At 60.0% G+C, this 15,295-nt stretch carries 15 protein-coding genes; 11 read left to right on the forward strand and 4 right to left on the reverse strand.

The window, feature by feature from the left end; translation table 11 throughout:
* The first annotated feature begins 9 nt into the window (after positions 1–9).
* From surE to AC1D17_RS18880, 4 genes are all read left to right on the forward strand, one after another.
* On the forward strand, positions 10–780 hold the full coding sequence (surE, locus tag AC1D17_RS18865) for a 5'/3'-nucleotidase SurE (RefSeq protein WP_477566870.1): 771 nt from the start codon (positions 10–12) through the stop codon (positions 778–780).
* Complete coding sequence (locus AC1D17_RS18870) at positions 777–1,430, forward strand: protein-L-isoaspartate(D-aspartate) O-methyltransferase (protein ID WP_477566871.1); 654 nt, start codon at positions 777–779, stop codon at positions 1,428–1,430. Before surE ends, AC1D17_RS18870 begins: the two co-directional genes overlap by 4 nt.
* Before the next feature lie 307 nt (positions 1,431–1,737).
* On the forward strand, positions 1,738–2,394 hold the full coding sequence (locus AC1D17_RS18875) for a biotin biosynthesis protein BioC (protein ID WP_477566872.1): 657 nt from the start codon (positions 1,738–1,740) through the stop codon (positions 2,392–2,394).
* A gap of 385 nt (positions 2,395–2,779) precedes the next feature.
* Positions 2,780–4,312, forward strand: coding sequence for a peptidoglycan DD-metalloendopeptidase family protein (locus AC1D17_RS18880; RefSeq protein WP_477566873.1), 1,533 nt, complete (start codon positions 2,780–2,782; stop codon positions 4,310–4,312).
* Positions 4,313–4,370: 58 nt separating this feature from the next.
* Here the strand turns inward: AC1D17_RS18880 and AC1D17_RS18885 are convergent, their stop codons facing one another.
* The gene (locus AC1D17_RS18885) at positions 4,371–5,243 is read right to left on the reverse strand and encodes an ATP-binding protein (RefSeq protein WP_477566874.1); all 873 of its coding nucleotides are present in this window, start codon (positions 5,241–5,243) and stop codon (positions 4,371–4,373) included.
* Between the two features lie 340 nt (positions 5,244–5,583).
* Between AC1D17_RS18885 and yajC the strand changes: the two genes are divergently transcribed.
* The 5 genes from yajC to AC1D17_RS18910 all read left to right on the forward strand — a co-directional run bounded on the left by yajC (position 5,584) and on the right by AC1D17_RS18910 (position 10,353).
* A complete protein-coding gene (gene yajC, locus AC1D17_RS18890) occupies positions 5,584–5,919 on the forward strand; it encodes a preprotein translocase subunit YajC (RefSeq protein WP_037101047.1) in 336 nt (111 codons plus the stop codon).
* A 58-nt stretch (positions 5,920–5,977) separates the two neighbouring features.
* A complete protein-coding gene (gene secDF / locus AC1D17_RS18895) occupies positions 5,978–8,536 on the forward strand; it encodes a protein translocase subunit SecDF (protein ID WP_477566875.1) in 2,559 nt (852 codons plus the stop codon).
* Between the two features lies 1 nt (position 8,537).
* Entirely contained in the window at positions 8,538–8,924 is a 387-nt protein-coding gene (locus tag AC1D17_RS18900; RefSeq protein ID WP_477566876.1) for an Mth938-like domain-containing protein, read from the forward strand.
* Positions 8,925–8,933: 9 nt separating this feature from the next.
* Positions 8,934–9,803: a phytoene/squalene synthase family protein gene (locus AC1D17_RS18905; RefSeq protein ID WP_477566877.1), complete on the forward strand. Its 870-nt coding sequence runs from the start codon at positions 8,934–8,936 to the stop codon at positions 9,801–9,803.
* Positions 9,804–9,915: 112 nt separating this feature from the next.
* The gene (locus tag AC1D17_RS18910) at positions 9,916–10,353 is read left to right on the forward strand and encodes a hypothetical protein (protein WP_477566878.1); all 438 of its coding nucleotides are present in this window, start codon (positions 9,916–9,918) and stop codon (positions 10,351–10,353) included.
* A 22-nt stretch (positions 10,354–10,375) separates the two neighbouring features.
* Here AC1D17_RS18910 and trmFO read toward each other — a convergent pair whose 3' ends face one another.
* The 3 genes from trmFO to AC1D17_RS18925 all read right to left on the reverse strand — a co-directional run bounded on the left by trmFO (position 10,376) and on the right by AC1D17_RS18925 (position 12,706).
* Positions 10,376–11,797: a methylenetetrahydrofolate--tRNA-(uracil(54)-C(5))-methyltransferase (FADH(2)-oxidizing) TrmFO gene (gene trmFO, locus AC1D17_RS18915; protein ID WP_477566879.1), complete on the reverse strand. Its 1,422-nt coding sequence runs from the start codon at positions 11,795–11,797 to the stop codon at positions 10,376–10,378.
* Positions 11,798–11,909: 112 nt separating this feature from the next.
* Positions 11,910–12,053 carry a DUF1127 domain-containing protein gene (locus tag AC1D17_RS18920; protein ID WP_264218875.1) on the reverse strand — a complete coding sequence of 48 codons (144 nt, stop codon included), beginning with the start codon at positions 12,051–12,053 and terminating at the stop codon, positions 11,910–11,912.
* A 509-nt stretch (positions 12,054–12,562) separates the two neighbouring features.
* Positions 12,563–12,706, reverse strand: a complete 144-nt coding sequence (locus tag AC1D17_RS18925; protein ID WP_068955544.1) for a DUF1127 domain-containing protein — start codon at positions 12,704–12,706, stop codon at positions 12,563–12,565.
* A gap of 1,013 nt (positions 12,707–13,719) precedes the next feature.
* On the opposite strand from AC1D17_RS18925, the gene AC1D17_RS18930 reads away from it, so the two are divergent.
* Together AC1D17_RS18930 and AC1D17_RS18935 are read left to right on the forward strand one after the other, a co-directional pair.
* Positions 13,720–14,832 carry a DUF2157 domain-containing protein gene (locus AC1D17_RS18930; protein WP_477566880.1) on the forward strand — a complete coding sequence of 371 codons (1,113 nt, stop codon included), beginning with the start codon at positions 13,720–13,722 and terminating at the stop codon, positions 14,830–14,832.
* On the forward strand, positions 14,829–15,295 hold a 467-nt coding region (locus AC1D17_RS18935; protein ID WP_477566881.1), incomplete at its 3' end, for a GDYXXLXY domain-containing protein. The genes AC1D17_RS18930 and AC1D17_RS18935, both read left to right, overlap by 4 nt.

Consider the following 15,295-nt stretch of genomic DNA (forward strand, 5'->3'; position numbering starts at 1 on the left):
GGGGTAGAGATGCGAATTCTGCTGACCAACGATGATGGCATCCATGCCGAAGGCCTTGCCGTGCTCGAACGGATCGCCCGGACGATCTCGAACGACGTCTGGGTGGTGGCACCGGAGACGGACCAGAGCGGCCTTGCGCATTCTCTGACCCTGTCGGAGCCGCTGCGCCTGCGGCAGATCTCGGAAAAGCACTTTGCGCTGCGCGGTACGCCGACTGATTGCGTCATCATGGCTGTGCGCAAGGTGCTCGACGTCAAGCCTGATCTCATCCTGTCCGGCGTCAATGTCGGCGCCAACATGGCCGATGACGTCACCTATTCCGGTACCATCGCCGGTGCCATCGAAGGGACGCTGCAAGGCATCCGTTCCTTTGCACTGAGCCAGGCCTACCGCCATACCGACGGTGGCGCCGTTCCCTGGGATGTTGTGGAAACACACGCGCCAAAGCTTTTGAAAAAGCTGATGAAGCTCGATCTGCCGGATGGCACATTCCTTAACCTGAATTTCCCGAACTGCCCGGCGGATGCCGTGACCGGTACCGAAGTGACCTGCCAGGGCAAGCTTGATTTCGGCCTGACGATCGACGAGCGCTCGGACGGGCGTGGTCATCCATACTTCTGGCTTCGTTTCGGCGAACGTTTCGGCGACTTCCGGGCTGGAACCGACATCCATGCGATCCGCGAGCACAAGATATCCGTGACGCCGTTGAAGCTGGACCTGACCGATTATACCGTGCAGGATCGGGTCGCCCGCGCGCTTCTCGACGGAGAGGCCGATTGAGCCCGCGCGTTATCGAGCAGGAAGGGTTTGCAGCTTTGGTGCTGCGCCTGCGGGCCGAGGGTATTTCCAACAAGGAACTGCTCAACGCCGTCGAGCAGACGCCGCGGACGATATTTACGCCGCCGCAGTACCAGGAGAACGCCTATTCGTCACGGCTCGTTCCGCTGGATTGCGGCGCGTTCATGGAGGGCTTCGATTTTGCGGTCCGGTTGCTCCATAGCCTCAACGTCAAGCCGGGCCAACGCGTCCTCGAAGTCGGAACCGGCAGCGGCTTTACTGCCGGCGTGATGGGGCGGATCGCCGAGCGCGTCCTGACCATCGAGCGCTACAAGACACTTGTCACCGGTGCCCAGCGAAACCTCGAAAAGGCCGGCATCCGCAATGTGATCGTCCGCCAGGCGGACGGCAGCGTCGGCCCGGCGGGTGAGGGCACCTTCGACCGTATTCTGGTCACGGCCGCCTTCTCCAGCCTGCCCCGTGTCTTCTCCGATCACCTCGTCTCCGGCGGCATTCTGATCGTGCCGATCATGATGAGCGAAACCGAATGCCGCATCGTCCGGCTGACGCGCACCGGCAGCCGGTTCGACCGCGAGGACCTGTTCGAGGCTCCGTATCTGCCGATCGTGCCGCAGCTCGCTTCCTTTCTCTAAATCTCCAAACGCCTGATTGGCAGCATCGGCGACTCTCGGGGCGGGACTCGGAAAGTCATCGTGTCAAAGCACTGATTCCGTTGCTGGTGACGGCAACGGAGCGTGGCTGCGCGCATGCCGTTTTGCCTGGCAGGCGATTTATCATTGCGAAAACAGGGTGTTAATTTTCCGTTAACCATAGTCAGTTTGACGCAAGCTTCGGGGCCTAACCGAAATCTGCGCACCAAAGTCACACAGATGGGCTGACCTCTGACCGGAAGCGTATGTGTCAGCTCTGTTCCAGGCGTCAAAACGCAGGAGACGGCAGATGCAGATCGCGAACCGATTGACCTCGGCAGCCGCCGGAGACGGCCTGAACAATCTTGCGGGCCGCGCGGCGGCGCAGGGCGTGTCGGGCAGCCGGGAAGACGGCAGCGCGGCGGTTTTGCCGACCGGCGGTTATGACCCGGCCTCGCGTGTCTCGCTGTCCGCAGAGGCTCTTCTGTTCCTTGGACGAACCAAGCGGGTTCAGGAAAAATACCCGGCACTGACGAAAGACGAGTGGAGCAACAGGCTGTCACCGCAGCTGGCCGCGCGCGAGTATCAGGCTTTCGGCAAATATAGCGAGACTGGCGATCACAAGGCCTATTATCGCGCCTTCATCGAATATTACGACAACCTGCGCCCGGAGGATCAGAACAGCCTGCGTTATTTCGGGACGCGCGATGCAGCCGTGGCCGGTTCACGCTCGGTGGAGTACAGCAATGAAAGCGGCATAGACGGCGGATCGGCGTTCCAGACGCTCGTCAGCGTTCTGCTGGACGCCGACAAGGTGCAGTCGGAATTGACTGTGACGCCGGACGCCGGCGGCATGATTACCGGCGACATGTTCGGTTGGGACACCGGCACGATCAGCTACGAAGATGTCTCGCAGACACGCAGCCCTGTGTCCGGGATCGAAAAGTTCTACCAGGAAAATTTCTAAGCGCTTGCCGCGTAAAGACTGCACATTTTTGACCTCATACATAACCGCTGCAAAGGCAGGGCAAGGCGAAAGCCTCTGCCAATGTCGAGGCGGTGCTTCTACGGCGCCGCGCGTCATTCATGACGCGCAAAGGTCGCTGTAGCACTTTAAGTTTGCTGCATAATTTTTTCTTAAATCGATTCCGGTTTAAGAAATTATGCAGCAGGTCTGGTGCGTGCCTGCGGGCTGTCCCGCCTGAGAATTGCCGGTGGTGTGATCCGGCACGGCCATCATGGTTATCAATTCATCAAAAAAGATGCATGCCGCTGGCGGCTTTAACTGCGCGGTAACTCTAATGCGCTTTAATCATTTTACACCGAGTTGCGTTCCAAGTGGGTAAAGTGTCATGCGTATGAGAGTTTCGTCGAGTGTGGGAAAGTCCGTTGTTCGCTTGGCTGCGGCGGTTTTGCTGGCAAGCGCTGCGACAGGGTGCAGCTCCGATGCGAGCCGCTTCGGTGGGCTTTTTTCGAGGTCCGATAATCTTACGACCAACTCAATCGCCAGCAGCAATGTGCCGGTCCCGCGCAGTGATGTGCAGGGCGGCGGCATGGCGGTTTCGCCCATGGTGGCGCCGGATAATCGTCAGGAAGCAGTCGATCAGCCGTTCCCTGATCCGGTGAATACGGCAAGCGCGCCGGTTTCGCGTGCTCGTGAAGCTTCCACGCCGATCAATGTTCAGCGTGTGGCACTTGCAGATCCGGCTGCAAAGGCGCGCGATACATCGCTGGCGCAGCCTTTCCCGAGCGTTCGCAATACGGCCAAGGCCGGCCAGAAGCTGAACGCCGACCCGGTCTCGACGGCGACGGCCTCCAAGGGTGGCTGGTCGACAGCCAATGCGCCTGCGGTCCTGTTGCGTCAGGGCGATACAGTCGCGACGCTCTCCAAGCGGTTCGGCGTGCCGGAGAAAGAAATCCTCAAGGCCAACGGACTGAAATCCTCGTCTGAGGCTGAGCCCGGCCAGCGCATTCTGATCCCGACCTTCGGTATCGCAGGAAGTGCTGCCAAGGCTGCTGCGTCCGACGCCGCCGCGAGCCTTGATGTCGACAAGCAGAAGAATACCCCGATCCAGCCGGACAGCCGCGACGTGGCTATCCTGCCGGGCCAGTCTCAGTCCCGTGAAAAGGGTGTCAACCGTACCGACATGGCCTCAGGCAAGCAGCCGGTTTCCGGCGACGGCAACGGTCAGGGCGGGACCTATACGGTCAAGGCCGGCGATTCCATCAACCGGATCGCCAAGGCAAACGGCGTGTCGGTGGATGCGCTGCGCAAGGAGAACGGCCTGACCAGCGCTGCAATCCGCATCGGCCAGACGCTGAAAATTCCAGGCGGCAAGGCATCGGCTACCGATCAGGTGGTGACGGCTTCGGTTCCGAAGAAGGCCGATGAGAAGGTTGCCAAGGCCGACAGCACCAAGCCGGCCGAATATACGGCGCCGGTCGCCAAGCAATCGGTGGAAGTCGCCTCCAAGGAGGACACGTCCGAGCCGTCGCCGAAGGCAACAGGTATCAGCAAGTATCGCTGGCCGGTTCGCGGTGCGGTCATTGCCGGATACGGCGCCAATGTCGAAGGCAACCGCAACGACGGCATCAACATCTCGGTTCCCGAGGGCACGCCGATCAAGGCCGCCGAAAACGGTGTGGTCATCTATTCGGGCAGCAGTCTGAAGGAACTCGGCAATGCCGTTCTGGTTCGCCATGACGATGGTACGGTCACCGTCTACGGCAATGCGTCGGAACTGAAGGTCCAGCGCGGCCAGAAGATCCAGCGCGGCCAGACACTGGCAGCGTCCGGCATGAGCGGCACGGCATCGCAGCCGCAGGTGCACTTCGAGGTTCGCAAGAACGCCAGTGCGGTCAACCCGGCGACGTTCCTCGAGTAGTCTTGCACTGCCACCCTCATCAAAAGAAAAGCCCCGTTCCGGGGCTTTTCTTTTGCGTTCAGGTCAGGTCGATTTTCTTTTGCGTGCGGCCGGCGAGATCCTGGATGAATTGCCAGGCGACGCGGCCGGAGCGCGCGCCGCGCGTCGTGCTCCATTCCAGTGCGTCGGCGTGAAGCTGCTTGGGATCGCCTTCCAGCCCGAAATGGGCGGCGTAGCCGTCGATCATCGCCAGGTAGTCGTCCTGGCTGCATTTGTAGAAACCGAGCCACAGCCCGAACCGGTCGGACAGCGAGACCTTTTCCTCGACGGCCTCGGAAGGGTTGATCGCGGTCGACTGCTCGTTTTCCATCATATGCCGTGGCAAAAGGTGGCGGCGATTGGAGGTCGCGTAGAGCAGCACGTTTGCCGGCCGGCCCTCGATGCCGCCATCGAGCACGGCCTTGAGCGACTTGTAGGATGTGTCATCATGATCGAAGGACAGGTCGTCGCAAAAGACGATGACCGGTACCGGCGCGCTCTTGAGGATTTCCATCAGGGTCGGCAGCGTGGCGATATCTTCGCGGTGCACCTCGACCAGTTTCAGGCGGATGCCCGCATCTGCAGCGACGCTGGCATGAACCGCCTTGACCAGCGAGGACTTGCCCATGCCGCGCGCGCCCCACAGCAGCACGTTGTTGGCTGGAAAACCTTGTGCAAATCTCAGCGTATTGTCGAACAGGATATCGCGGACATGATCGACGCTCTGGATCAGCTTGAGCTCGACGCGGTTCGGCCTGGTCACCGGCTGGAGATGCAAGCTTTGGGGAGACCAGACGAAGCATTCTGCGGCGTCCCAATCGTTGACGGCGGGGGCTGGACCGGCGATCCGCTCAATGGCAGCCGACAGCTTGCGCATTTCGGCGATCAGAAGGTCGATTTTCGTGTCCTGCATGAGAGCTTCCCCGATGATGGCTATGGTTTTGGCTGCTGCATAATTCCTTAAATCGATTCCGGTTTCAGGAATCATGCAGCAAATTAAAGCGCTACAGCGACCTTTGCGCGTCATGAATGACGCGCGGCGCGGCAAGCGGCCGAACTGTCCGGTATCATGGCTGATCTAACGGTAAAAGGCGTGAAATCCAGTAGAAAGAGCTTCTCCTTAGGCCGATTTCATGTATGAGGCTGAAGGCAGAAGCCGGTTGGTCTGTTGTTGCATTGAAATCAGCCTTTCCTATATTCCGGCGATCCGAAACGCGGGCATCCGTCCGCAAACTGAATTCAAGGAGTGATTGATGTTCATTACCGAGGCATTCGCCCAGACGGCACCCGGCGCAAGCGCTGGCGGCGCTGATATTCTCATGTCGATTCTGCCGTTCCTGCTGATCTTCGTGGTGATGTACTTCCTGATCATTCGCCCGCAGCGCGCCAACATGAAGCGCCGCGAAGAACTGCTGAAGAACATCCGCCGCGGCGATCAGATCGTTACCGGTGGCGGAATTGTCGGCAAGGTGACGAAGGTCGTCGATGACAGCGAACTCGAAGTCGAAATTGCTGACGGCGTGAAGATTCGTGTGGTACGCAGTGGTGTATCCGAAGTCCGTGTGAAGGGCGAACCTGTCAAGGAGTAAGCTTGTAGGGAGGCCGGGCACACTGGTCACCTTGTAACGACGTATCTTTGAGAGCTTCATGCCGTATTTTTCCCGCTGGAAAACCATCATCGTCTGGCTCGTCGTGCTGTTCAGCATCCTGGTCGCGGTGCCGAATGCGGTACCGACCGCTACGCTGGATACCCTGCCGGACTGGCTTCCAAAGAAGCAGATGATGCTTGGCCTCGACCTTCAGGGCGGATCACAGATCACGCTGAAGGTCGAGCGGGACGATGTCGTCAAGTCCCGCCTCGAGGCTGCTATCAACGATGTCGGCACGCGCCTGCGCGCGGCCGGCATCGGTTATTCCGGCCTGTCGGGAACCGGGCAGGCGATCCAGCTTCGCCTTCGCGATCCGGCTGGGGCCGATGCCGCACGGGCGGCCTTGAAGCCGCTGACTGACCCGGTCAAGGGCGGCGGCCTTACGAAGGGCGACTTCAGCGAAGTGACTGTCGGGAGTTCCGCCGATGGTCTTTTGACGATCGATGTCACCAATGATGGCATCAGCCACGCTATCTCAACGACGCTCGACAGCGCGATCACCGTTCTGCACCGGCGTCTGACGGAGCTCGGATCCCAGCAGCCGAAGATCCGCAGGCAAGGTGGCGACAGGATCATCGTCCAGATACCCGGGCGGTATGATCCCGAGCAGGTCAAGTATATCCTCGGCCAGGCCGGAAAATTGTCGTTTCGCGGCATCGATATGTCCATGCCTGTCCAGGTTGCGGTCGACGGCCAGCCGCCGGTCAATTCGGAAGTCCTCTATTCAGCCGACGACCCGCCGATCGGCTACCTGCTGCGCCGCCAGCCCATTATCGACAATCGCGATATCATCGATGCCAAGTCGGCGATCAATGCCCAATCCGGCAATCCCGTTGTCAACCTCAGGCTTGGACCGGAAGGCACCGCACGCTTTGCGCAGGCAACGGCCGACAATTCCGGCACGACGATCGCCATTGTTCTGGACGGGGCCGTGATCGCCACGCCACTGGTGCGCAAGGCGATCACCGATGGCACCGTCCAGCTTGTCGCGGATATGAGCCCTGAGGGCGCTGACGACCTGGCGCTGGTGTTGCGCGCGGGAGCCTTGGCGACGCCGCTCACCGTTGTCGAGGAACGTTCGATCGGCGCCGGGCGCGGTGCGGATTCCATCCACTCGATCCTGTCGGCCGGCGCAATCGGCGCTATCCTCGTTATCGCCTTTATGCTGGGTTTTTACGGGCTCTTTGGCGCGGTTGCGAGCCTTGCCGTCGCTCTCAACGTCGTCATGATCATCGCGGTCTTGTCAGCCACGGGGCTGCCTTTGACGCTGCCGGGCATCGCCGGCATCGTGCTGACCATCGGCATGGCGGTCGATTCAAACGTATTGATCTATGAGCGCATCCGCGAAGAGGTGAAACATGGCCGCTCAGTCGGGGAAGCCATGCAATATGGATTCTCACGCGCTTTCGCCGCCATCGTCGATGCCAACATCACCACGCTGATTGCAGCGATCATCCTGCTTTTCCTCGGTACGGGTTCGGTCCGTGGCTTTGCCGTGACACTTGCCATCGGCATCGTCACCACGCTCTTCACCGCTTTTACCCTGACGAGGGTTATGCTCGAAATCTGGGTCGATCGCCGCCAGCCGACGGCGTTGCCGGACGGCATTCGCACCGGCATATTCGATGGCGCCGCCTTCCGGTTCATGGCGATCCGCAACTACGTCTTCTCGCTGACGGCCCTCTTGTCCGTTGTCAGCATGCTTTTGTTTGGTGCGCTCGGCATCAATCTCGGCATCGATTTTTCCGGTGGTTCGGTTATCGAGCTGAAGGCGCGCGAGGGCAATGCCGATATCGAGGACATTCGCGGGCGCCTCTACGAACTTAACATCGGGGACGTGACGGTGAAGCCGTTCGGTTCGCCGCAGGATGTCGTGGTGCGGGTGCATTCGCGCGACGGTGGCGAGAATGCCGAGCAGACGTCGGTGATCATGATCCGGGGCGAGCTTGAGGATCAATACGAGTTCCGCCGGGTTGAAGTTGTCGGGCCATCGGTTTCCGGCGACCTGACCACGGCGGCGACCATTGGCGTGCTGGCCTCGCTTCTGGCAGTCCTGATCTATATCTGGGTCCGGTTCGAGTGGCAGTTTGCCGCCGGCGCCATCGTCGCCACGCTGCATGACGTGCTTTTGACCATCGGTCTGTTTGTCGTCACCGGCATGGAGTTCAATCTGACCAGTATCGCGGCGCTTTTGACGATCGTCGGCTATTCGCTGAATGATACCGTGGTCGTCTACGACCGTGTCCGCGAAAACCTCAAGCGATATCCGCGCATGCCCCTGCCGATCCTGATCGATACGTCGATCAACCAGACCCTGTCGCGAACGGTGCTCACCGGCGCGACGACGATGCTGGCGCTGGCTGCGCTGTGCTTGTTCGGCGGCGAGGCGATCCAGTCCTTTGCCTTCGTGATGCTGTTCGGTGTGGCGGTCGGCACGTTCTCGTCGATCTATGTCGCGGGCCCGGTTCTCATCCTTTTCAGGCTGAGGCACGGCGCTCCGGGCGGCACGGAAAAAACCGGCGGCATCGGTGCGCATCCTGCCAAGGGAGCGCCGTAACATGCGCAAGCCCATCGAAATCCGCCAGGCCCACTTTCCGGGCCAGGCGCCGGTCGAGAGTTACGGTAATGGCGGCTTCCGTTTCGCCGGCATGTCGCATCGCGGTTCGCTGCTGATGCTGCCCTCCGGCATCTACGGTTGGGACATGGTGGAAGGCGATCTGCTGACGGTTGAATGCTTCCAGCGTGTTTTTGCGGAATCGGCAGGGATCGAGGTTATCCTGGTGGGCACTGGCAAGGACATCAGGCCATTACCTGCGGCTTTGAAGGCAAAGTTCAGGGAATGCGGGATTTCATCCGATCCGATGAGCACGGGCGCGGCCATACGGACCTATAACATCATGCTCGCCGAATCCCGCGCCGTCGCCGCCGCCTTTATTGCCGTCTGAACGATGAACATGCCCGAAAATCCTGCCATTGCCGCGCAGCCGGTCTACGACTTCAGCCTGGCTGCGCTGCGCGACAGCGATCGTGATCGCTATCTCGCCTGCCTCCTGTCTCCATCGGACAAACGGGGGCCGCTGTCGGCGCTTTATGCATTCCACGCCGAGATTGCCCGCGTGCGCGATCTCGTGCGTGAGCCATTGCCCGGCGAAATCCGGCTGCAGTGGTGGCGCGACGTGCTTGATGATCCAAGTGGAGCGAGCGGCGAGGGCAACCCGCTGGCTGAGGCACTGCTTGCCTGCGTGAAAAGCCACAAGCTGCCGGTTCCGGTGCTGCAGAATTTGATCGATGCCCGTATCTTCGATCTCTATGACGATCCGATGGAAAGCCGCGCCTCGCTTGAAGGCTATGCGGGTGAAACGGCGTCGGCGCTCATTCAGCTTGCAAGCCTGATCCTCGATCCGCAAACGGCGCAAAACTCGGCGTCGGCCGCCGGTCATGCCGGCGTTGCCCAGTCGGTGGCCGGGCTTCTTCTGCTTCTGCCGCTGCATCGCCGGCGCGGGCAGGTCTATTTCCCGGCTGAACTCCTGGCCGCGACCGGGCTTGACCGGGACGGTTTCCTCTCCGGCGCGAACGAACAATCCGTCAGTCTGGCAATCCGCGCGTTTGCCGGTCTTGGCCGCGAGCACCTTGCCAAGGCCCGCGCGGCTGCCGGCACCATTTCGCCGATGAACCGCTTTGCGTTCACCGCGCTGGCGCTGGCGGAACCTGTTTTTGATCGTGCCGAGCGGGCCGGGGCGAAGCTCTTCGAGCGTTCCATTGTGCCATCGCAATGGCGCCGCCAATGGTGGATGTGGAAAGCGGCCCGCAGCGGCAGATGGTAAAACGCAGACGGCATCGCATCTGCTGTTTCGCGATATCAGCGGGCACATTGGCGCAAGGTTCGCCGCATAGGGTTACGCCCGTCTTATCGATGTGGGAAAAGGAGCCGGCGTCATGGGTTGGCTGATCGTCATCATCTGCGTTGTTCTCGCAGGTATTTTCTACATGCGGATGAAGGCACGTGCCGACAAGGACAGGCGCGAGCCCGACACGGGCGTCGCTATCCTCGATTTCGGCCGTGCCTTTCCCGAAGAAGCGATCAGGGCCATTCACGCGACGGCGGATGAAAAAGCCTATTTCGTCCGCCTTCACGACGGCAAGGCCGGTTTCATGGCAGCCCATGGCACGCATTTCGTCTGCCACTTGATTGAAGCCGGCAAGGTCAATGTCAGCAATGCCGAAAGCGGCCGCGGCCTCACGGTGCATTTTGCCGATTTCTCATATCTCGATGGTGTCTACGAGTTCGAAACCCCGCAGATCGCAGCCGAGGTTTCCCTGTGGCTGCTCGGCAGTTTCAATCCGCAATCCGGGATTGATACCAAGTCTCGATAACAGAGACTTGGTATAAGCTCATTCAGGCGGATTGATCCGCCTTCAGCCAGGCCGCGCAATCTTCAAGCGCCCGTTGCGCCACAAGCTGCTTCTTCATCACGGTCTTGTCCTTGCCACGGAAGCGCTTGACGCCTTCGGGCTTGACGATCGCGCCCGGCTCAAGCAGCGGGAACAGGCCGAAATTGATGTTCATCGGCTGGAACGAGCGTTTTCCCGGTTCGTCATCCGAAACGATATGGCCACCGGTGATATGATTGAGCAGCGAGCCAAAGGCGGTGGTTTCCGGAGGCAGCGGCAGCGGCTGGCCCTTGCGCTCCGCGGCGGCGAAACGGCCTGCGAGCAGACCGATGCTGGCACTTTCGACATAGCCTTCGCAGCCGGTGATCTGGCCGGCGAATCGCAAGCCTGGCCGTGACTTCAGAGTCAGCGATTTATCGAGCAGCACCGGCGAGTTAATGTAGGTGTTGCGATGCAGGCCGCCGAGGCGGGCGAATTCGGCTTTCTCAAGCCCCGGAATCATGCGGATCACCTCCGCTTGCGCCCCGTATTTCAGCTTCGTCTGGAAACCGACCATGTTGTAGAGCGTGCCAAGGGCATTGTCCTGGCGCAGCTGCACGACGGCATAGGCCTTGACGGTCGGGTTGTGGGCGTTGGTGAGGCCCATCGGCTTCATCGGACCATGACGCAGGGTTTCGCGTCCGCGCTCGGCCATGACCTCGATCGGCAGGCAGCCATCGAAATAGGGCGTGCCTTCCCATTCCTTGAAGCCGGTCTTGTCGCCGGCAATCAATGCGTCGACGAAGGCATTGTACTGCGCCTCGTCCATCGGGCAGTTGATATAGTCCTTGCCTGTTCCGCCCGGTCCAACCTTGTCGTAGCGCGACTGGAACCAGCAGATGTCCATATCGATGCTTTCGGTATGGATGATCGGGGCGATGGCATCGAAGAAGGCCAGCGCATCGGCGCCGGTTTCTGCCTGGATCGCACCGGCAAGGGAGGGCGCCGTCAATGGGCCGGTGGCGATAATGGCGAGATCCCAGTCCTTCGGCGGCAGGCCCGGCACCTCTTCGCGCACGACGGTGATCAGCGGATGGCTGTCGATTGCCGCAGTCACGGCGTCGGAGAAACCGTCGCGGTCGACCGCGAGCGCTCCACCGGCCGGAACCTGGTTCTTGTCGGCGCAGGACATGATCAGCGAACCGGCAAGCCGCATCTCGGCATGCAGCACGCCAACGGCATTGCTGGTGGCGTCATCGGAGCGGAAGGAGTTGGAGCAAACCAGTTCGGCAAGGCCGTCGGTCTTGTGGGCATCCGTGCCGCGCACGCCGCGCATCTCGTGGAGGATCACCGGTATGCCCGCCGAGGCAATCTGCCAGGCGGCTTCGGAGCCGGCGAGGCCGCCGCCGATGACGTGAATGGGGGAGTGTGTAGATGTGTCTGTCATGCGCCGTTATTTAGAGCAAGGCGGGCGCGAAGGGAACCGGTTCTGCTCGGTCCTGGAATCAAAAACGGCACCCTATGGTGCCGTTTTTAGTCCCTCGACATTCCGGGTCCGATTAACGGAAGGAACGCGAAGCAATGTTGCGGATGTCGAAGCGGGTGATACCGATGTCCGTCAGAGCGTGGTTGGACAGGTTGCCCAGTTCAGCAACGGTGCGGCGGTAGTTGATCCAGCTTTTAGCCATACGAATCGGGTTCATGATCTTTTCCTTAGCGATACAAATGAGCAGTGCAGTGATTGCCTGCTTCGTTGAAACCTTTGTACGCCTTTCGCGGGAAAAGATGGAGTGCAAAGAAAATGCATCTGCTATGCATTTGTGCATTGCAATGACGCTTCGCTGAGCAATCAGCGCACATGCCGAAAAAGGAGCCATAGGTTAACGGCGGCTTCGGTGAATGCGGCTTCCGATTAACTATCTGTTTTTTTGACGTGTTTTTTGTGGCGAATTTACGCAAGGGCGCAGCGCGGCGCGGGGCTTGCKCGGCGGCGCGCAAGCGGATGTGTCTATGCGAGGAAAATAGGCAACCTTAGATGCTGCACCGCGTCGAAAGCTATGGTTGATCTGTGTCTTGGCGGTCTGACTGTCAGGCAAGCGCCGATCTCGAAGCCAGCAGGGGGAAATCTGGACGAAAAAAAACGCCCGCCGGTTTGAGCCGGAGGGCGTTTGGTCGCTGCGCGTCAGCCGGAAGAGCCGGCTGGTTGCGAGACTTACTTGACTGCCTGACGGGCAACGTACTGGATGTCGCCACGGCCGATGCCGAGGTCGTTCAGTTCGCGGTCGGACATGCGGCCGAGTTCGTTGCAGGTCTGACGGTATTTGCGCCAATTGTTGAATGAGCGAGCAATGTTCATGATGCTGGTCCTTTCTAGGTTTGCCAGCACCCTTTGCTGGCCCTCATCTGATGGTTGGAATATAGGCCCTGGCTCTTGAAAATTACAGAGACATTGCTGCATCGCACCCATGCAGTTCTTGCAAGCCTATTGGGCGTTCTGGTTACGATTTGACCAAGCCCGGCGCGCGTGCGTGTTTGCCAAATCAATGAAGCGCTGGATATTGCGGAGGGTGATGAACAAAAAACAACGCCCGTCGGGGGAGGAGGTCCGGCGGGCGTTGCTTGTTCTGATCGACAACTGGGAGGAGGAGTGTTGCCGATCCCATCAGGGCGCGCTGGGAGGAGGAGTGCGCAGCCCCGAAGTTGTCCTGAATATAAATCTGCCGATTGGAAACGGGTAGAGCCAATGGCGAATGGCACCTATGTGTCGGGTGCATGGCTGCGCCATCTTTGCTTTTCAGGCGCCCAAAATTTGATCATCCGTGCAGCCGCCGCACGGAAAGCGGTAGAAAATATAATGGCTTATCGGGGGGCTCTTGAAACGAATAACGCCCGCTGGGGGAGGAGGTCCAGCGGGCGCCATTTATGGTGATGAGCAACTGGGAGGAGGAGTGTTGCCCATCGGATCGGAGCGGCACTGGGAGGAGGAGTGCGCCACTCCGAATTCTATGAAGCGAACCTTTCAGTCCGCTGGCCTTTTCCACTTCTGAGCGGAACCGGCTGGCCTTGCCGCTGACGGCCCCGATCGCTTTCGCTGATCTCGTCCCGTCTTCTTGAGTTCAATATAGGTGACCGCTTGCGATTTGTGCAGTGCAATATCATCATGGATGACATGCAAATTTTGCATAAGCCCTGCGTTCTTCCTAGGCGTGCCTTCACGTTCGAGGTTCGCATGAAACTCTTCATATTCCGTTAACGATGACCGTGCCGTGGATATTCCGTCAGAGCGAACATCTGGTCACGCGCTTCTCTAGGAATTGCGAGCGGCTATGATATGTGTTGCGCAGCACGCGCATGCAAGGAGATCGGTCGATGTACCGGGGGCGGATCGAAAAAGACTTCAACATCTGGGTTTCCAAGGGCATGCTCGATGCCAAAGCGGCAAGCACGATGCTGGCGGAGTATGATGCCCGCGAGACGGTGTTCAGCGCCGGCCGGGTTCTTCTCGTGCTGGCGGCGGTCCTCTTGTCGGCCGCCATCCTTCTTCTCGTGGCCGCCAACTGGGAGGCCATCCCGCGCATCCTGCGCGTCGCGGGCATCATAGGCCTCATCTGGGCATTCTATCTGGCAGCGGCCTTTTGCCTTAGCCGTGGCCTCAGGGGGCTGGGTGCCGCACTGCTTGTTCTGGCAACGATGACCTTCGGTGGCGCAATCGCACTGGTGGGGCAGATGTATCACCTGTCAGGCGACGCATCCGATGCGCTGCTGGTCTGGTTCGCAGCATCCTGCCTGGCGGCCGCAGTTTTTCGCTCCGCCGCTCTTTCGGTGCTTTGCGGGTTCCTCGCATGGGCTGTTTTCGGAGAGCTGGTGGCCGAGAATGGTGCAAGCTTCGAGGGCAATGGCTATGTCTACCTTATCCCGCTGCTGATCRTCATCGTCATCGCGTTGGTGCGCTATACCGGTGCCGGCATTGCCCGGCATCTTGCCTATCTGCTGGCTCTGGCCTGGCTCGGATGGTTTTATATCGAGCTGCCGGAAGTTTGGTTTGCTTTCCTTCTGTTCGGGGCTGGCCTCGTGGCGTTTCTGGCCGTCAGCCTGCCGATTTCGCCGATCTACCGGTTTGCGCGCGACGCCGGGGCCGCGCCCGCGTTCTACAGCTTTGCGCTCTCGGTCATGGGCCTTGCAGCGCTACATACTGAAGTGGATGGTCTGGGGCAGGAGATTGGTATCGGAGCAACGACGCTTGCGGTGGCACTTGGCGGCATTGCCATTGCCGGCCGGCTCAACGGCGCGGTGCGGTTTCTCGGCTATGCGGTTTTTGCCGCAGAGACACTGTTTCTGGCCTTGGAAACACTGGGCAGCATTCTGGGCACATCCGGTTTCTTCCTGATTTCCGGCGTGGTCGTCGCCCTCATTGCGTGGCTGGTCATCCGGCTGGAAAAACGGCTTTCGGCGAAAACCGCAACCGAAGGGAGCGTGTCATGAACAGCAATCCGTTGATCAAGCCGCTGTTTGCCGCAATCCTGGTGGCTCTGCTGCAAACCGCATTCCTCGGCTATATGATCGAAAGCCGCGCCTCGATCCTGCGCAACGGTGTCGATGTGGTGCTCAAGACCGTGCCCGTCGATCCGCGCGACCTGTTGCGTGGCGACTATGTCATTCTTGCCTACGATATCTCGACCATTCCGGCCGGCAAAGTGACAGGCGGCTTTCCCACGGAGGCCACCGATGCGCAGTTATCGGTGCGGCTGGCAAAGCAGCCGGACGGATTCTGGGGTGTTACGGAAGCATCGTTCGGTGCTCTTGCGGCCAAGGAAGGCAGCGTCATTGCCCGCAGCGCACCATTCTATTTCTATCCGGCGGCCGATGGCCAACAATCTTCGCTGAACGTCGATTACGGCATCGAGCGTTATTATGTGCCGGAAGGAGAGGGCAAGGTGCTGGAGGA

The sequence above is a fragment of the Pararhizobium sp. P1_E7 genome (assembly GCF_056405855.1).